Annotated in this window: 18 protein-coding genes; 7 read left to right on the top strand and 11 right to left on the bottom strand. The window is 73.3% G+C overall.

Annotated elements, in window-relative coordinates:
- Window positions 1-6: 6 nt before the first annotated feature.
- The 6 genes from CXY01_RS14275 to CXY01_RS14250 all read right to left on the bottom strand — a co-directional run bounded on the left by CXY01_RS14275 (window position 7) and on the right by CXY01_RS14250 (window position 7,174).
- Window positions 7-831 carry a uracil-DNA glycosylase family protein gene (locus CXY01_RS14275; RefSeq protein WP_146928153.1) on the bottom strand — a complete coding sequence of 275 codons (825 nt, stop codon included), beginning with the start codon at window positions 829-831 and terminating at the stop codon, window positions 7-9.
- 216 nt (window positions 832-1,047) lie between these two features.
- A complete protein-coding gene (locus CXY01_RS14270) occupies window positions 1,048-1,950 on the bottom strand; it encodes a siderophore-interacting protein (RefSeq protein ID WP_146928642.1) in 903 nt (300 codons plus the stop codon).
- 86 nt (window positions 1,951-2,036) lie between these two features.
- On the bottom strand, window positions 2,037-4,148 hold the full coding sequence (locus CXY01_RS14265) for an iron ABC transporter permease (RefSeq protein ID WP_222594558.1): 2,112 nt from the start codon (window positions 4,146-4,148) through the stop codon (window positions 2,037-2,039).
- A 13-nt stretch (window positions 4,149-4,161) separates the two neighbouring features.
- The gene (locus CXY01_RS14260) at window positions 4,162-5,154 is read right to left on the bottom strand and encodes an ABC transporter substrate-binding protein (protein ID WP_146928150.1); all 993 of its coding nucleotides are present in this window, start codon (window positions 5,152-5,154) and stop codon (window positions 4,162-4,164) included.
- A 44-nt stretch (window positions 5,155-5,198) separates the two neighbouring features.
- Window positions 5,199-6,026, bottom strand: a complete 828-nt coding sequence (locus tag CXY01_RS14255) for an ABC transporter ATP-binding protein (protein WP_146928148.1) — start codon at window positions 6,024-6,026, stop codon at window positions 5,199-5,201.
- A gap of 59 nt (window positions 6,027-6,085) precedes the next feature.
- Entirely contained in the window at window positions 6,086-7,174 is a 1,089-nt protein-coding gene (locus CXY01_RS14250) for a VIT1/CCC1 transporter family protein (RefSeq protein WP_146928146.1), read from the bottom strand.
- Between the two features lie 140 nt (window positions 7,175-7,314).
- Between CXY01_RS14250 and CXY01_RS14245 the strand changes: the two genes are divergently transcribed.
- Window positions 7,315-7,731, top strand: a complete 417-nt coding sequence (locus tag CXY01_RS14245; protein WP_146928144.1) for an ATP-binding protein — start codon at window positions 7,315-7,317, stop codon at window positions 7,729-7,731.
- Here the strand turns inward: CXY01_RS14245 and CXY01_RS14240 are convergent.
- Window positions 7,715-8,296, bottom strand: a complete 582-nt coding sequence (locus CXY01_RS14240; protein ID WP_146928142.1) for a hypothetical protein — start codon at window positions 8,294-8,296, stop codon at window positions 7,715-7,717. The genes CXY01_RS14245 and CXY01_RS14240 overlap by 17 nt on opposite strands.
- Window positions 8,297-8,405: 109 nt before the next feature.
- On the opposite strand from CXY01_RS14240, the gene CXY01_RS14235 reads away from it, so the two are divergent.
- Both CXY01_RS14235 and CXY01_RS14230 read left to right on the top strand, forming a co-directional pair.
- The gene (locus CXY01_RS14235) at window positions 8,406-9,614 is read left to right on the top strand and encodes an ATP-binding protein (protein ID WP_146928140.1); all 1,209 of its coding nucleotides are present in this window, start codon (window positions 8,406-8,408) and stop codon (window positions 9,612-9,614) included.
- Window positions 9,611-10,270 (top strand): response regulator, encoded by a 660-nt coding sequence (locus CXY01_RS14230; RefSeq protein WP_146928138.1) that lies wholly within the window; start codon window positions 9,611-9,613, stop codon window positions 10,268-10,270. The genes CXY01_RS14235 and CXY01_RS14230 overlap by 4 nt, the downstream gene beginning before the upstream one ends.
- Before the next feature lie 91 nt (window positions 10,271-10,361).
- On the opposite strand, the gene CXY01_RS14225 is transcribed toward CXY01_RS14230, so the two are convergent.
- From CXY01_RS14225 to CXY01_RS14210, 4 genes are all read right to left on the bottom strand, one after another.
- The gene (locus tag CXY01_RS14225) at window positions 10,362-10,727 is read right to left on the bottom strand and encodes a hypothetical protein (RefSeq protein WP_146928135.1); all 366 of its coding nucleotides are present in this window, start codon (window positions 10,725-10,727) and stop codon (window positions 10,362-10,364) included.
- A 74-nt stretch (window positions 10,728-10,801) separates the two neighbouring features.
- Entirely contained in the window at window positions 10,802-11,785 is a 984-nt protein-coding gene (locus CXY01_RS14220) for a TIGR03557 family F420-dependent LLM class oxidoreductase (protein WP_146928133.1), read from the bottom strand.
- Window positions 11,786-11,823: 38 nt separating this feature from the next.
- Window positions 11,824-12,921 (bottom strand): Gfo/Idh/MocA family protein, encoded by a 1,098-nt coding sequence (locus tag CXY01_RS14215; protein ID WP_146928131.1) that lies wholly within the window; start codon window positions 12,919-12,921, stop codon window positions 11,824-11,826.
- A gap of 60 nt (window positions 12,922-12,981) precedes the next feature.
- Window positions 12,982-13,602 (bottom strand): hypothetical protein, encoded by a 621-nt coding sequence (locus tag CXY01_RS14210; protein ID WP_146928129.1) that lies wholly within the window; start codon window positions 13,600-13,602, stop codon window positions 12,982-12,984.
- Window positions 13,603-13,727: 125 nt separating this feature from the next.
- Here CXY01_RS14210 and CXY01_RS14205 point away from each other — a divergent pair, with 125 nt between their 5' ends.
- The 4 genes from CXY01_RS14205 to CXY01_RS14190 all read left to right on the top strand — a co-directional run.
- Window positions 13,728-14,351, top strand: coding sequence for a hypothetical protein (locus CXY01_RS14205; RefSeq protein WP_146928127.1), 624 nt, complete (start codon window positions 13,728-13,730; stop codon window positions 14,349-14,351).
- Window positions 14,345-15,340 (top strand): hypothetical protein, encoded by a 996-nt coding sequence (locus CXY01_RS14200; protein ID WP_146928123.1) that lies wholly within the window; start codon window positions 14,345-14,347, stop codon window positions 15,338-15,340. The genes CXY01_RS14205 and CXY01_RS14200 overlap by 7 nt, the downstream gene beginning before the upstream one ends.
- A gap of 173 nt (window positions 15,341-15,513) precedes the next feature.
- The gene (locus CXY01_RS14195; RefSeq protein ID WP_146928121.1) at window positions 15,514-15,813 is read left to right on the top strand and encodes a hypothetical protein; all 300 of its coding nucleotides are present in this window, start codon (window positions 15,514-15,516) and stop codon (window positions 15,811-15,813) included.
- Window positions 15,810-16,425: hypothetical protein (locus CXY01_RS14190; protein WP_146928119.1), on the top strand; the 616-nt coding region annotated here is incomplete at its 3' end. The genes CXY01_RS14195 and CXY01_RS14190, both read left to right, overlap by 4 nt.

Raw genomic sequence — 16,425 nt, 5'->3', positions numbered from 1 at the left:
CGCTCCCTAGAGCACGGGCCAGGTACGGGCGCGGGTCGGCACGGTCACCGTGATCGTCGCCCGCTTCTTCTGGGCGTCGGCACCGGTCCGGGCGGCCCACGCGTCCAGGTCACCCATCCACGCCGGCAGCCCGGGAGGCAGGTCGACGTCCGGGATGGGTGCGAGGTCCTCAGGGAGGATCGTCGACCCGTAGTGCCGCAGCGGCACCGGCACGTCCGGGGTGACCGCGGGATGGATGACGTCCAGGGCCGCGTTCCACGAGTCGCACAGGCGCTGGAACGCCTCCGCCTTGGTGAGGGTCCCCGACCGGCTGGCCGACTCCGGGTAGGTGGGGTGCCGGACCGTGGCGTACACGGCCTGGCTCGACGCACCCAGCGGGGTCGCCCGCCACGCCTGGTACGCCTGGTCGGCGAGCTGGCCGAGGGTGATGATCGCCTCGATCGGCTGGTCCTTCACGATCGTGTCGATCCACCGGTGTCGGTAGCGCACGATCTTCGGGTCGAGGACGTGGCGCGTCCCGCCTCCCTGGCCGTACACGGAGTACAGGAGCGCGTTGATGTAGACGTAGCTGCGCGTGATGCCCAGCCGCGCCAGCAGGCCCTGCGCCCGCTGCCCGGCCTCGCCGACCAGGATCCGCCGTGCGATGGCCTCGTGCGCAGCGGGGTCCTGCCCGATGACCAGCACCCGGGCGGAGCCGTCGAGACGGCCACGATGGAAGATCGGTCCCCACTCGACCCGGAACGAGTCGGCCGGGTACACCGTCTCGTCGGGGTAGCTCTCCACCAGCGGCCGGTAGCTGCCGCGGTATCCACGGTCGAACTCGCGCGTCATCGCGCCTCCCTCGCCCCACCCATGATGGCGCTCCGGGTCCTCGACCCACCAGACCCGCTGCACGCGAGCGCCGGACCTCCGTGATCGCGCCCGTGGGTGACGATCGTGCGCCGGGCGTCGATGACTGTGAGCAGCAGACGCAGTGCTCACCAGCTGACGTAGGCAAGGACCGCGGTGGACCTGTCCAGATACACGCCGAGCTGCAGCCCGTCGGGCTCAGTTCCCCTCGGAGCGCCCCGCGCGCCAGTACCCCATGAACGCGACCGCCTTGCGGTCCACGCCGCAGTCGGTGACCAGGTGACGACGGAGGGTCTTGATGACGGCGGCCTCGCCGGCGAGCCACGCGTAAAGCGCAGCGTCGGCGCGCAGGGGTGCACCGGTCGCGTCGACCGGGACCTCCCACAGCATGCCCTCGTCGACGTCGACGTCCTCGAGCTCGATGTCGGGTGCGGGGGCCTGGCCGGGCAGCAGCCGGGCGCAGGCGGCCTGCACCGCGGGGACCAGCAGCTCGCCGTGGGCGCGGCCGTCGCGGCCGTACCAGCGGACGGTGACGCCGGCGGGAGCGGCCAGGTCCAACCGGTCGCCGGACAGCGGCATCTCGATCAGGGCCTCGCCGCGCGCGTCGGCGGGCAGGCGCTCGAGGATGCCCGCGATGGCCGGCAGGGCGGTCTCGTCGCCGGCGATGAGCAGGCGGTCGGTGTGGGCCGGGGGCACGAAGTCGACGCCGCCGTGCGGGCCGGTCGCGTCGGCGTTGGGGCCGAGAATCACCAGGTCGTCACCGGGGGCTGCGCCGAGGGCCCAGCGGGAGGCGGGACCGAGGTCGCCGTGCAGGACGATGTCGACGTCGACCTCGCGGCGCTCCTGGCGGACGCCACGGGCGGTGTAGGTGCGGATCGGGTGGCGCTTGTCCTCCGGCATGGAACGCCAGCGGCCGTACCAGTCGGCGCTGTCCTGCAGGCTCAGCAGCTCGTCGTAGGACGTGGTGTCCAGCGGCAGGAAGAACTTGATGCGCTGGTCGAACCCGTTGTCCGCGAAGCGGTCCAGGTCGTCGCCCGTGAACGTCACGCGGACCACGCTCGGGCACATCGGCTGCACCGCTGCCACCTGCACGGCGAACATACGGAAGGGCAGCGCCGGGGCCTCCACCGAAACAGTCACGTCGCCCAGGGTAGAGGAAGGTGAGGCTTCCCTCACCAACGATTCGGTCACAGTGCGCTCCTCCGGGTCCGCCACAGCAGGTAGATGAAGTAGGGGGTGCCGATCATGGCCGTGAGCAGACCGGCGGGGATCTGCGCAGGTGCGATGACCGTCCGACCGACGGTGTCCGCGACGCTGACCAGCAGCGCGCCCAGCAGTGCCGCGACCGGGATCACGCGGGCGTGGGAGGAGCCGACGAGCGAGCGGGCCAGGTGCGGCGCGACGAGGCCGACGAACCCGACGACGCCGATCGCGGTGACCGCCGACGCGGTGAGCAGCGCGGTGATGACCAGCAGGCTGAGCCGCGTCCGCTCCAGCTGGACGCCGAGCACGCGGGCCACGTCGTCGTCGACCGCGAGCACGTCGAGATCGCGGCGCCAGCGGACGACCAGCGGCAGCATCACCAGCAGCGCGACCGCGACCGGCCAGACCTGCATCGCCGTCCGCCCGTACGTCGAGCCGGAGAGGAAGGTGAGCGCCATCGTGGTGTTCCACGGGCTGGTCAGGACGACGATCAGCGTGATCAGCGAGGTCGCGGCGGCCGAGACCCCGATGCCGACCAGCACCAGCCGGTCGGAGCTCAGCCCGCGGCGGTTGGCGAGCGCGTAGACGAGCGCGAACGTGGCCAGCGCACCCACGGCGGCCGCCGCCGAGGTCACCCAGAACGGCGCACCGGGGAAGAGCACGATCGCGAGCACCGCGCCGACGCCCGCGCCGCCCGTGATGCCGAGCAGGCCCGGCTCGGCGAGCGGGTTGCGCGCGACCGCCTGGACGGTGGTCCCGGCCAGGCCGAGAGCCGCGCCGGCGAGCAGCGCCGCGAGCAGGCGCGGGGTGCGCTGGTCGAGCACGAACGACACCTGCCGGCCGCTGACGCCCGCGAACCAGTTGGTCACGTCGCCCATCAGCAGCAGGCGGTCGCCGAGCAGGAACCCGGCCACCAGCGCGGAGACGACGGCCGCGGCGAGCACGGTGACGACGAGCGCCACCCGGCGCGGTGATGCGGGGTGGGCGCCGACGGACGCCGTGCTGCGCGTCGGGCCGGAGTCGCGCACGCGGCGGGCCAGCCAGACCATCACCGACGCACCGAACAGCGTCGTCACGATGCCCGTCGGGATCGCGACGGATGCGACCCCGGGCACGGCCAGCCGCAGCAGCACGTCGGCGCCGAGCACGACCACGCAGCCGGCGAGGGCGGACAGCGGCAGGAGCAGCCGGTGCCGTGACAGACCCGGGACCCGACCGGCGACCAGGCGCGCGATGACCGGGGCCGTCAGGCCGACGAAGCCGATGGGACCCGCGACGGTGACCGCGAGCGCCGCCAGCAGCACGGCGAGCAGGACGGAGACGATGCGGGTGCGGCGGACGTCGAGACCCAGGACGGACGCGGTGTCGTCGCCGAGCGCCAGCACGTCGAGACGGCGCGCCCAGAGCACGAGGGCGATCCCGGCGAGCAGCACGGCCGGCGCCGCCTGGGCCACCTTCGACGTGCCGGACTGCACGATGGAGCCCTCGCCCCACGCGAACATCCCCTGCGTCTCCTGCTCGAACAGGAGCATGAGGAGGATGGTCAGCGACGAGAGCGCGAGCATCGTGGCGGACCCGGCGAGCACCAGCCGGGTCGGTCCCTCCGCGCCCCCACGGGCGATGGCGAGCACGAGCGACGCGGCCGCGAGCCCGCCGACGAACGCCAGGGCTCCGTTGACGGCGAACGGCAGCGTGAGGCCGGTGACCGACGCGAGGACGACGGTGAAGTAGGCGCCCGCGTTGACCGCGAGCGTGTCGGGCGAGGCCAGCGGGTTGCGCGCGACCGACTGCAGCGCGCTGCCGGACAGGCCCAGCGCCGTCCCGACGAGCAGCGCCGCGAGCACCCGGGGCGCACGCGAGGCGATCAGGACGGCCAGCGCCTCGTCGTCCCCGGACCCGGTGAGCAGGCCGAGCAGGTCTCCGACCCCGACGGCCGAGGTCCCGAGCGTCAGGTCGACGACCGCGAGCGCGACCACCGTGGCGATCGCCACGACGAAGACCGCGACGATCCGGGCCGGTCGTGCACGGCGGACGGCGGCAGGACCCGCGGCGCCCAGCGCTGCGGGTCCTGCTGCCGTCATCGTGTCGACGCCCATGGGGAGAGAGGTGTCAGCTCGCGGTCAGGGCGGCGACGGTCGCGTCGATGAACGCGGCCGCCGACTCCGGGCCGCCGAACATCCAGATGCCGTCGGGCAGGCGGGAGGTGTTGCCGGCGACGACGAAGGGCAGCTGCTCCCAGATGGCGTTCCCGGCCAGGCCGTCCTTGAACGCGTCCCCACCGTCGGTGTCGTTGGCGACGTAGAGGAAGTGCACGTCCTCACCCAGGCCCGTGAGGCCCTCGACGTCGGTCTGCGCGAGGCCGTAGTCGGGGTCGCCCTCGCCGGTCCACGCGTTCTCGAGGCCGAGCTCACCGGCGACGCCGCCGAGGAACGAGCCGGGCGTGTACATGCGGATGGAGACCGCGCCGTCGGCGAGCCAGCCGTCCGCCACGGTGATGGAGGCACCGGCCACGCCGGCCTCGTCGAGCGCGGTCGTGGCGTCCTCCACCGCGGCGTCGTAGTCCGCGAGCGCGGCCTCCGCGGCGTCCGACGTGCCGGTGGCCTCGCCCAGGATCTCGAGCGTGCGGCGCATCTTGCCGATCGGGTCGGACGCGTCCGAGCCGCGCAGCGCGATGACCGGGTACTCGGCCTCGATCTGCTCGATGACCTCGGCCGGCAGGTCGGTCGTGGTGACCACCAGGTCGGGGTCCAGGGCGGAGATCGCGTCGAGGGACGGCTCGCCGCGCATGCCGACGTCGGGCGTCGACTCGTCGAGCGGGACGATGGTGTCCCACGTGTTGTAGCCGACGACGTCCGCGGCGCCGACCGGGGTGACGCCGAGCGTGAGCAGGTTCTCCGTCAGGCCCCACTCGAGCGAGACGACGTTGGTGGCCGGGCCGTCGAGCTCGACGGTGCCGCGGTCGTCCTCGATCGTGATCGTCTCTCCGCCGGCAGCGGCAGAGCTCGACTCCGACGGCGCGTCGGCCGCGTCTTCGGTGGTGCCGCAGGCGGTCAGCAGGAGCGCTGCGCCGGCGAGGAGGGCGGGGAGGGCTGTCTTGCGCACAGGGGTGTCCTCGGAGGTTGGTGAGCGGGGTGTGGAGGGTGGGTCTAGACGGCGGTCAGCTGGGAGCGGTGCGTGTGCTTCCCGACGGGACGGGTGCGCACGCGACCGGTGATCTCGTCGCGGTGGACGTCGATGCGGATGCCGTACGTCTCGGTGAGCGCCTCGGCGGTGAGCACGTCGTGCGGGACGCCGGAGCCGACGACCTGGCCGCGGCGCAGGAGCACCACGTGATCGGCGACGGCGGCGGCCTGGTCGAGGTCGTGCAGGACGACGCCGACGGCCACGCCGTGGTCGTCGGCCAGGTCGCGGACCAGGTCGAGGATCTCCACCTGGTAGCGCAGGTCGAGGTACGTGGTGGGCTCGTCGAGCAGCAGGACGCGCGTGTCCTGCGCCAGGCAGGTGGCCAGCCAGACGCGCTGCAGCTCGCCGCCGGAGAGCTCGTCGACGCCACGGTCGGCCATCGCGCCGACGCCCGTGACCTCCATGGCCCAGGCGATCGCCCGCGGGCCGTCGGCGTCGTTCTGGCGCCAGCGCCCGCGGTACGGGTGGCGGCCGTAGCCGACGACGTCCCGCACGCTGACGCCGGACGGCGTGGGCCGGGACTGGGACAGCAGCGTCACGCGCCGGGCGAAGTCCTTCGCGGACAGGGCGTGGGCGTCGGGCACGTCGGGCAGGCTGACGGTGCCGGACTCGGGGTTGTGCAGCCGGGCGAGCGCCCGCAGGAGCGTCGACTTGCCGGAGCCGTTGGGGCCGATGAGCGCGGTGACCTGTCCGGGCTGCAGGCACAGACCCGCCGACGCCACCACGACCGTGCCGTGGTACGCGAGGGTGAGGTCGTCGCCGCGGAGGGCGTCTCTCTCGGAGGAGGTCACATGGTGAGGTTAGCCTCTACTAAGTAAGGCTTGCCAATCCCCTGAGAGAATGACGCACGTCACACTGTCGCGCCGAACGCCAGCCCGAGAAGGTACGTCGCCGCCGCGGCGCCGTAGCCGATGGCCAGCTGACGCAGCGCGCGCTTCGCGGGCGAGGCGCCCGACAGCACCCCGACCGTCGCGCCCGTCGCCAGCAGGGCCAGACCCACGAGCACCGCCGCCCACGCCACCGCGGTGAGGCCCTCGGCGCCCAGCAGGTACGGCAGCACGGGGATCGCGGCGCCGGACGCGAAGAAGCAGAAGCTCGCCGCCGCGGCGCCGACGGCGGTGCCGACCGACTCGTGCTCGTCGACCTCCTCCGCCTCGTGCGGCAGCCCGTCGGCGTCGCCCAGCGACCCCAGCACCTCGTCGGCCCGCGCCTGCGCCTCGTCGGGCTCCATGCCACGCGCCCGGTAGACCAGCGCGAGCTCGTTGGCGTCGACGTCCAGGTGCGGCAGCGCGGCACGGGCCGCCTGACCCGGCCGGGACGCCTCGAGCAGCTCCCGCTGGGACCGCACGGAGACGTACTCGCCGGCTCCCATCGACAGGGCACCCGCCAGCAGGCCGGCCAGTCCGGTGAGCAGCACGGTCGCCGTCGACGCACCGCTGGCCCCGATGCCGAGCACCAGCGCCAGGTTGCTCACCAGCCCGTCGTTGGCGCCGAACACCGCCGCACGGAACGTGCCGGAGATGCGGTTGCGCCCCCGGGTGGCCAGCCCGCGCACGACCTCCTCGTGGATGGCCTCGTCGGCGGCCATCGTCGGCGTCGCGTCGGCGTCGTCGTCGTAGCCGGACCTCGCCTCGGCACGCTGCGCGAGCGCGAGGACGAACACCGAGCCGAACCGGCGGGCCAGCACACCGAGCGTGCGCGTGCGCAGGTCGCCGCGGCGCGGCTTGCCCACGTCGTCGCCCAGCAGGTCCAGCCAGTGCTGCTCGTGCCGGCGCTCCGCCTCCGCCAGCGCCAGCAGGATCGCGCGCTCCTCGCCCGTGCGGCGGGACGCGATGTCGCGGTAGACGTCACCCTCCGCCCGTTCGTCGGCCAGGTACTGCCGCCACCGGCGGACCTGGCTCCGCGACGGGGTGGGACGCGCGGTGGATGTTCTCTGCACGCCTCATCGTCCCAGCCGGTCGGGCGAGAATCGTCCTTCAGCCCGGTGTTCAGGTTGCCGAATCACCGGTTGTGCAGAACCGTGGCTGGGATCGACGGGCCCCCACCGTCGCCCCTGCTCCACTCTCCGGGAGGCTCCCGATGTATGCCGAGACGGCCGTGTCGCCCGCGCTCTCCGCGATCGCGCCCGCCCGGCACTGGGCACGGGCCCGTCTGTCGGAGGTCGGCATCGACGACGGGCGCCTCGACCTGCTCGTCCTGCTGGTCAGCGAGCTGGTCACCAACGCCGTCGCGCACGCCGACCCGCCCGTGATCCTGCGGGTGCACGTGGACGACCAGCGGACGCGGGTCGAGGTCACCGACGGCGTCCGCGAGGTGCCGGTGGTGCGCGACCCCCCGCCCACGGCGCTGGGTGGCCGGGGCGTGATGTTCGTGGACCGCCTGGCCAGCAGCTGGGGCACGTCCGAGGAGGAGGGCACGGCCGCGAAGGCCGTCTGGTTCGAGCTCCGTCACGACGACGTCGTCGAGCTCGGCCGGTTCTCTACCGAGCAGCCCTGACGTCCTGCGGTCGGGCGCGCGTCGACAGCTCCGACCAGACCGGGCCGAAGATCAGCCACCCCACCAGGACCAGCGTCGCGCGGCCCGCCCAGAACGCCAGGACCTCGCGCTGCGCGGGCTCGGTCGCGATGAGCATCAGCACCCCCAGCACGCCGCACGACACCAGCCACGCGACGACCACGCGCCCCCACAGCCTCCACTCGTAGCTGCGCGCCGGTGCGCCCTCGCGCGGCCGCGGCACCGGCGGCGGTCCACCGGCGAACCGGTACGCCACCCACGCGTCGACCTTGTGGACGGTCAGCTTGCCGAAGCCGACCGTGAAGCCGAGGTACAGCGCGGCCAGGCCGTGGGTCCACGTCGGCTCGGCGCCGCGCAGCAGGTCCCCGACCGTCGCGACGAGCAGGACCACCTCCAGCAGCGGCTCGCACAGCAGCAGGACCGTGGACGTCCGCCGCCACTGCAGGGCGTAGCGGGCGACGACGGCGGCGGCGAGGAACACCCAGAACGCGATCTCGCAGGCGACGACGAGGGCGGCGACGGGGTTCTCCCGGATGGCGTCGATCATGCGACCACCGTCGCCGCTGCTCCCCCGGCGGCGCGTCGGGCATCCGGCTCATGCCCGAGTACATCCTTCGGACGACGGACCGGCACCGGGCATGTGCTGGGATGGCCCGATGGGACGCCTCCTGCGTGCGTGGATGCAGGACGATCGCGCGATCGCAGGCACCCTCGTCGTCTTCGGCGTCCTGCTCGCCTTGCTCGGCCTCGCCGGCCGACCGCCGCGCGCGCTGGCCGACACCGTGATCGGGCAGTACGCCGTCTGGTGGCACCTGCTGATCCTCGTGTGCGCGGCGACGATGCTCCTGGCCAAGCGCCGGCACCCGGTGCTCGCCGTCGTCGTGATCGCCGTCCTCTCCGCGATCGACGGGTACCTGGGCGGGGGCATCGCGGTCTTCGTCGTGCTGTTCGACGCCCTCTACAACGCGGCGCTCGTCACGCGCCCGGTCGTGCGCCGCCGGATCACCTGGACGGTCGTGGTCGTCGCCGTCGGCGGACCTGTCGCGGCGGTGGTCGCCGGCGCGGAGCTCCGGGAGGCGGTCGTCCTGTTCCTGCAGGCGGTCGCCCTCTACGGGACCCCGCTGTGGTGGGCGTCCGACGTCCGGCAGCGCACCGAGCTCGCGGAGCTGGAGAGCCGCCGCGCCGACCTGGAGCGCGAGCGCGCCGACCTGGCCCGCGAGGTCGCCGCCGACGCCCTCCGGATCGCCGACCTGGACCGCGAGTCCGCCGTCCGTGAGGAGCGGGCGCGCATGGCCCGTGACCTGCACGACGTCGTCGCCGGGCACCTGTCGGCCGTCGCCATCCACACCGAGGCGACGCTGGCGTCGTCCGACACCTCCCGGGACCGGGACACCCTGCGGACCGTCCGGGCCGGTGCCCTGGAGGCCCTCGCCGAGATGCGGTCGATGATCCTGGTGCTGCGCGGCCGGCCCGACCCTGTGACCGCACCCGCCGGGCTGGCACGGCTCGACGCGCTCGTCGCCGCCGCCCGGTCGGCCGGCCAGGAGGTCGTCGTCGTCGAGGACGCCCCGTCCCCCCTGCCGGCCGCGACCGACCAGGCCGCCTTCCGGATCGTCCAGGAGTCGCTGACCAACGCCGCACGCCACGCACCCGGGGCGCCCGTCGAGGTCACCGTCGGCGGTCGCGACCAGGTGGAGGTCGTCGTGAGCAACCGCCTCGGACAGGCCGCCGCGCCGCCGCAGAGCACCGCCACCGGTCTGCTGATCATGCGGGAGCGCGCCGAGGCGCTCGGCGGGACCCTCGTCGCCGGGCCGTCCGACGGCCGGTGGGTCGTGCGCGCGTCGCTGCCCGTGGTCACGACGTGACCGACGACATCCGCGTCCTCGTCGCCGACGACCACGGCGCCATCCGCGCCGGCCTGCGGCTCATGCTCGACGGTGCCGACGGCATCACCGTCGTCGGGGAGGCCGCCGACGGCGCCGCCGCCGTCACCAACGCCCGGGCGCTGCGGCCCGACGTCGTGCTCATGGACATCCGCATGCCCGGCACGGACGGCATCGAGGCCACCCGCGCGATCGTCGCCGAAGGGCTCGCCGACGTCCTCGCCCTGACCACCTTCGACCTCGACGACTACGTCCGCGGCGTCCTCGCCGCCGGTGCCGTCGGGTTCCTGCTCAAGACCGTCGGCGCCGCCGAGCTCGTCGAGGCCGTCCGCCGCGTCGCCGCCGGTGACGGCGTCCTCGCCCCCGAGGTGACCCGGCGGCTGCTCGCCGACCTCGTCGCCGCCGCGCAGCCCCCCGCCGCCACCCCGGCACCCGGTGTCGACGACCTGACCGCCCGCGAGCGCGACGTCCTCGCGTGCCTCGGCGCCGGGATGTCGAACGCCGAGATCGGGCGGGCGCTGGACATCACCGAGGCCACGACGAAGACGCACGTCACACGCGTGCTGGCCAAGCTCGACTGCACGTCCCGCCTCCAGGCCGCACTGGTCGCGGTGGAGGCGGGCGTGGTGTGGCGGTAGGTCAGTCCCCTGTACCCGTGGTCGGCCTGAGCCTGCGCTCCGCTCCAGGCGGGCGCCGCTCCGCGACCCCCACCTTGCGCTGCGCTCCGGCTCAGTCCTCCCAGGGCGGGGTGTCGTCGAGCTTCTTGTAGTACTTCGCCAGGTGGCTCTTGATGCGGTCGCGGTCCTTGTCGGGGACGTCGACGCCGCCGCGGGAGCCCTGCATGACGGCCGCCGCCGCGAACACGCCCCGCGGGACGGCCTTCAGGCGGCCGTCGATGACGTCGGCGATCAGCAGCTTGTACGCGGTGAAGTTCTCCTTGGCGTCGGCGTCGTACCAGACGTGCGCGTCCCGGTACGTCGAGTTCGGCTCGTCCTCGGCCTTCGCCCATGCCCGGACGCGCTTCTCGGCAGCGGCACCGTCCCACTCGCGGTCGCGGTCGGCCAGCGGGAGGTCGCCGAATGCGGTGACAGCCATGAGGTTCCTCTCCTGCATCGTGTCGGGCGGTTCGCCGCGGGCACGGATCGCTCGACGACCCCTGCCCGCGGACCTCAGTCGGGTGAGGCGGCGCGAAGCTTCTCGAGCAGCGGGCCCGCGGCGGTCGACAGGAACTCGTCCTGCTTCTCGTCACCCACCTGCACGATCGCGATGTCGGTGAACCCGGCCTCCCAGTACGCGGAGACCGCCTCGACGACGGCATCCAGGTCCGGACCGCACGGGATCTGCTCGGCGACGTCGTCCGGCCGGACGAACTGGCTGGCCGCGTCGAACGCCTCCGTCGTCGGCAGGTCCGCGTTCACCTTCCAGCCGCCGGCGAACCAGCGGAACTGCTCGTGCGCGCGGGCGACGGCCTTCTCGCGGTCGGGGTCCCAGCTGATCGGGATCTGACCGATCTTGCGCGACTCCGGGAGCGAGTGGCCGCGGGCGTCGTCCCAGGCGTGGATCGCGTCGGCGTCGGGCTCGACGGCGACCAGGTGGTCGACCAGCTGGGAGAAGCGCTGGATCGACTGCGGACCCGAGACGGCCGCCCCGATCTGGATCGGCTCGTCGGGAAGATCCCAGAGCTTGGCGGAGTCCACCTGGAAGAAGTCGCCCGCGTAGTTCACGCGGTCGCCGGTGAACAGCTCGCGGATGATCTCGATGGCCTCCTCGAGCATGTCGTGGCGCTCGCCGACCGCCGGCCAGCGCTCGCCGACCACGTGCTCGTTGAGGTTCTCCCCCGCGCCGACGTTGAGCTGGAACCGACCGTCGGAGAGCACCCCGAGCGTCGCGGCCTTCTGCGCGACGACGGCTGGGTGGTACCGGAGGATCGGGCAGGTCACGTAGGTCATGAGCTCCACGCGCTCGGTCGCCTGGGCGACTGCGCCCAGCAGCGTCCAGGCGTGCGGGGCATGACCCTGCGCGTCGAGCCAGGGGAAGTAGTGGTCGCTGGATACCTCGAAGTCGAACCCGAGGCGCTCGGCGGCGATGGAGTAGCGGACCAGGTCCTTCGGTCCGGACTGCTCGGTCATCAGCGTGTACCCGAAACGTGTCACCGACCGACGGTCGCACCGCACCCGCGGCGCCGCATCCGCTACGCGTCCGCCCACGCCTCCCGGGCGGTGCGGACGGGCTCGCCCGTGCGACCGGCCTCCTCGATCGCCAAGCCCAGTAGGTGATCCTGGCAGCCGTCTGCGAGCGGGTACGGCGGCGGTCCGTCGCCGCGCACCCACGCGCCCGTCGTGTCGAGCAGCGTGGCGACGGCGATGTCGTCGTCGGCCAGCCGGGCACCCTGGAACGCGTTCCGGTAGAGGACGCGGCCCTCGAGGCTGAGGTGCTCGAGGTCGAACCCGTCGAGGTTCTGCTCGAGACCGGTGACCCGCCGGACGAGGGGCGAGCTCAGGACGGTGCGCTCGTCGACCCAGCGCGTGACGGTGTCGTCGACGATCTCCCCGTGCGAGCCCCGGACCACGATCCGGTTGGTGCGCAGCGGGTTGTGCCACTGGTTGTCGGTGAAGTCGTACAGCGCGCTGCGACCGTCGCCGAAGTCGAGCGTCGCGAGGATGTTCCACGCGGCGGCGGGCTCGGTCGCACCGGTCCAGCCGTCGCGCGCGAGCGGGCCGAGCAGGGGGGCGGTGAAGACCGACGCCCGGACGGTGACCTCGCCACGGCCCGTGCCGAGCAGCCGCCGGATGAGCCCGACGGCGTGGTACAGGTGCGTGGAGCTGATCTGCACGCTCGTCGGCCGGCCGATCAGACCGGCGTCGACAGCGGCGATCCGTGCCGCGTGCGACGGCATCGACGGGCTGTGCTCGGCCACCTGGACCAGTCCCGACGAGCCCACGTCGGCCCACAGCTCGCGCAGCCCGTCCGCATCGGGTGCGGGCGGTGTCTCCGCCAGGACCGGGATGCCGAGCTCGACCAGCTCACGTGTCGCGTCGGGGGTCACCGGCCACGGCACGGAGACGACGACGAGCTCCGGCCTGTCGGCCGTCGGCCCGACCGCCGTGACGAGCTCCTCGATGGTGCGCACCGTCGGCACGCCCCACGCCCGCTCCACCTCGGCGCCACGCTCCGCGGTCCGCGTGACCACGCCGACGCACTGGAACCGCTCGGGCATCAGCCGGGCCATGCGGACGAAGAACTCCGCCCGCCACCCGCTGCCGACCACGCCGAACCGGATGGCTGCCATGGAACGTCCTCACCGTCGGGGCCACGAACCGGGCGAGCGTAACTCCGCACGCACCAGCCGTCAGCGCGGGGGGCGGTCCACCTGAAGACTCAGGGCGACCGCGTGCAGGGCTTCCTCCATCGCCGGCGCGTGCTCGAGCGCGGACGACGTGCCCGTGAGCACCGCGAGCCAGATGCTGTCCGGCAGCGGAGCCGCGATCTGCGACGTGATCTGCTCCCCACCCGTCGGGGTCGACTCCACCCGGCGCGCCACGACCCCCGGCCCGAGCCCGGTGTCCACCGGCTCGCCCTCCTGCACCACCAGCCGAGCGAGGTCGAGGTCGGCCAGCACCGGCGCGGTCCGGAGCCACGTCAACGAGAGCGAGGCGACGTCGGGCATCGCGTCCGCGCGGCCGGGCGCCGCGCTGCCGACCCGCAGCATCGTCGCCACGGCACCGGTCGCGGCGCTGACCCCGGCCACGGACCGCATCACGTTCGCCAGCCCGAGCCGCTGCCGCTCGGTCAGCGCCGGCCACACCGCGGACCGCGCGACGAGCGCCACCAGGTCGTCGCGCAACCCCGGCGCGTCACCCCGGAACGCCTCCCAGCCCGGCGGCGCCGTCGCGGTGAACGCGAACGGAGGGCGGGCGGGCACGCCCGGCCGGCGACGGTAGGACCCGGCGGCGGATGCGGTGCTGGTCACGCCAGGACCCTAGCGGCCCGACGTCCTTCATCCGCTCTGAACTCGGACAATGGGGAGGGAGTCGATACCCTGGGCGTCGGCCAGGGTCTCTGGCCGCTTGCGTGTCGTGCTGAGGAGGATCGTCGATGGGCCGGGTCCCTGTGGTCGCGGTGTCGGCGGCCTGCGCCCTGCTGCTCGTCGGGTGCACGTCCGGCGGCAACGAACCTGCAGGTCTGACGGCGTCGCCGACGACCGCCGCCACGTCCGCCGCCTCGACGCCGACGCCGACGTCCACCGCCGCCCCCACAGCCGGCGTGGTGAAGGACCTGTCCGACCCCGAGCTGGGGATCATCTTCGAGAACGTCCCCGCACTCGAGGGCGACGCCGCCGACGTCTACAACTGGATCGCCACGTACAACAAGGAGTACTGGCGCACCCTGACGACGAACCAGGTGAGCCCGGCCGCATCGATCCTCGCGTCCGCCGAGGTCCAGGCCCGCCTGAAGGAGATCGCGAGCAACAACTCCGCCAGCCAGGCCGCGGTCGGAGGAGTGCTGCACTCGCGGATCAGCGAGATCGCCGTGGACGGCGACACCGCGACAGGCGTGGTCTGCGACGACTATCGTGACGCCACGTTCGCCGACGTCGACGGGACGTACACCCCGGAGGAAGCTGGCTTCGGCGGAGTTCCACGCAAGACCCTGACAATGATCCGTGAGGCGGACGGCCGGTGGACCGTGGCCCAGAGCCAGGTGGAGGGAACATGCTGAAGCGACTGCCTCTGGTCCTCGCGACCGCAGCCGCACTCGTCCTCGGCGCGGTCGCGCCGGCGACCGCTGCCGGAGGGATCGACGGCGACAAGGGCGGAACGACTCCGCCGGAGGTCACGCCCGGGTCGGGGAACGGCTCCATCCAGGTGGTCATCACGCAGTCGACGTCGTCGGGCGGTGGCGTCGTCACGACCACCGGGGCCTCCACCGCGTGGGTGGCGCCGATGTGCTGGTTCGAGGCCGGGATGACGGGCTACGAGTACTACGAGTACTGGAAGCCGGGCGGTCCGGCGCGCGAGTCCGACACCCTCGACGACTACGCGTACCAGGGCCTGCTGAACCCCGAGTACGAGAAGTACGCGACCGACCAGACGGGCTACTGGTACGACCCCACGTGCCAGTTCGACGCACCGGCGTCGACGCGTGGGCCGTACATCCTGCGCGAGTCGATCTACGTGCCGGCCGGAACTCCGCCGCCGGTCGCGCAGGTCGAGATCGACCCCGAGGTGCTGGCGCGGGCCGCACGCGACGCCATGGAGCTCCCCCAGGGTGAGCTCCGGTGGAACCCGTCGCTGGACGGGACCGGCGCCACCGTGGTGAACGCCGAGACCTGGGTCTGGCTCGACGGTGGGGCCCCCACGGTGTTCGTGCGGGCGGAGATCCCGAACGTCCTGGCGGCGACGGTGACCGCGAACATGACGGGGCTCACGCTCGAAGGGGACGGAGCAGGGGTCACCCGCTGCGACGGGCCCGGGACGCCGTGGACGGCCGGAGCGGGTAACCCCACCTGCTCTCTGACGTTCACGCGGTCGTCCGCGGACGGGACCACGAGTCTGCTTCCGACGTCGACGCTGACCGCGACGCAGAACTGGACGGCCTCCTGGAGCACGGACGCCGACCCGACCCCGCGGGAGATCGAGGGTGACACCGTGACCACCACGGCCGAGCTCCCGGTCGCGGAGATCCAGTCGATCGTCACCCGGCGCTGACCGGCGTCACCACGACCTCGACGGTCGCTCGCACCCGTGCGAGTGACCGTCGTCGTCTGTCCGGGCGAGGTTGTGGGAACGCCGCCCGCTCGTCCGGCTCTGACAAGTAATCTGCACCGCACCGACGACGACAGCCCTTCGGGCCCGTGAACTGGAGGCTTCAAGTGGACCCGGTGGAGCGCTCGCAGCAGCGAGTCGACGAGCTGCGCGCGCTGCTGCGCGACGTGCGCGCCGCGCGATCAGGGGTTCCCTCCCTGTCCCGGCCGGCAGGCTCCGTCGGTGCGCGTGGAACGTGGACCGGATCGGCCGCGAACCGGCTGCACCGTGACGAGCTCGCGCCGCTGTCCGGTGGGCTCAGCCCGTCCCTGCAGCGTGCTGAGCAGGCGATCGAGGACGAGCTCGGTCACGCCCTGCGCGCCCACGACCGCGCGACGGCCGACGCCGAGGCGGAGAAGCGGGCCACGAACGAGTGACCCAGCTCGTCGAGATCAGTGCTGAGGGTGTGGCCGGTGTGCGGGCGGACGTGGTCGCGACCCGGGACGCGTTGGACGGGTTCGGCCCGCTACGGCACCGGGCAGTGGCGTTGGGGGTGTCCACGTCCGGGTTCGACGAGGCGTTGGGCATCGCCGACCGGCTCGGCACCAACGTCCTGCCCGTGGTGGACACCCACCTGCACCGGGCCCGCACCCTGGCCGACCTGCGCTACGGCGGCACCCTGGGCCCGGTCATCCCCGTCGTGGACGACGACCCCGACCCCTTCACCCCGATCCCCCTCTACAACCAGACCCCGCTGGCCACCGGCGGCACCGTCCTTGCCTGGGGACCCGAACCCGCCGAAGAGCAGGAAGCCGACCAGGCCGACACCGACGAGTCCCAAGGCATCGGCGGATGGTTCTCCGACCGCTGGGACGACGTCACCGACACCGTCGATGCCGGCACCGACTGGGTCGCCTCCACCGCCGCCGGCGCCTGGGACACCATCACCGACGCCGGCACCGCGATCAGCGACTGGTGGGAGTCCACCACCGCCGACCTGGGCGGCTGGATCGACCAGAACCTCGACGGGGTCCGCGACTGGATCGGGC

It is taken from the genome of Cellulomonas xylanilytica, assembly GCF_007989805.1.
GTDB classification, from domain to species: domain Bacteria; phylum Actinomycetota; class Actinomycetes; order Actinomycetales; family Cellulomonadaceae; genus Cellulomonas; species Cellulomonas xylanilytica.
The sequence above is the reverse complement of the archived record's forward strand: the minus strand, read 5'-3'. Positions and strand labels throughout refer to the sequence as shown.

What these genes read in the sequence shown, in the direction of transcription:
- CXY01_RS14235 (WP_146928140.1), top strand. Translation starts at nt 8,406, where the DNA reads ATGGGACGCCTCCTGCGTGCGTGGATGCAGGACGATCGCGCGATCGCA.
- CXY01_RS14270 (WP_146928642.1), bottom strand. Translation starts at nt 1,950, where the DNA reads ATGTTCGCCGTGCAGGTGGCAGCGGTGCAGCCGATGTGCCCGAGCGTG.
- CXY01_RS14205 (WP_146928127.1), top strand. Translation starts at nt 13,728, where the DNA reads ATGGGCCGGGTCCCTGTGGTCGCGGTGTCGGCGGCCTGCGCCCTGCTG.
- CXY01_RS14225 (WP_146928135.1), bottom strand. Translation starts at nt 10,727, where the DNA reads ATGGCTGTCACCGCATTCGGCGACCTCCCGCTGGCCGACCGCGACCGC.
- CXY01_RS14275 (WP_146928153.1), bottom strand. Translation starts at nt 831, where the DNA reads ATGACGCGCGAGTTCGACCGTGGATACCGCGGCAGCTACCGGCCGCTG.
- CXY01_RS14245 (WP_146928144.1), top strand. Translation starts at nt 7,315, where the DNA reads ATGTATGCCGAGACGGCCGTGTCGCCCGCGCTCTCCGCGATCGCGCCC.
- CXY01_RS14215 (WP_146928131.1), bottom strand. Translation starts at nt 12,921, where the DNA reads ATGGCAGCCATCCGGTTCGGCGTGGTCGGCAGCGGGTGGCGGGCGGAG.
- CXY01_RS14265 (WP_222594558.1), bottom strand. Translation starts at nt 4,148, where the DNA reads ATGGGCGTCGACACGATGACGGCAGCAGGACCCGCAGCGCTGGGCGCC.
- CXY01_RS14200 (WP_146928123.1), top strand. Translation starts at nt 14,345, where the DNA reads ATGCTGAAGCGACTGCCTCTGGTCCTCGCGACCGCAGCCGCACTCGTC.
- CXY01_RS14240 (WP_146928142.1), bottom strand. Translation starts at nt 8,296, where the DNA reads ATGATCGACGCCATCCGGGAGAACCCCGTCGCCGCCCTCGTCGTCGCC.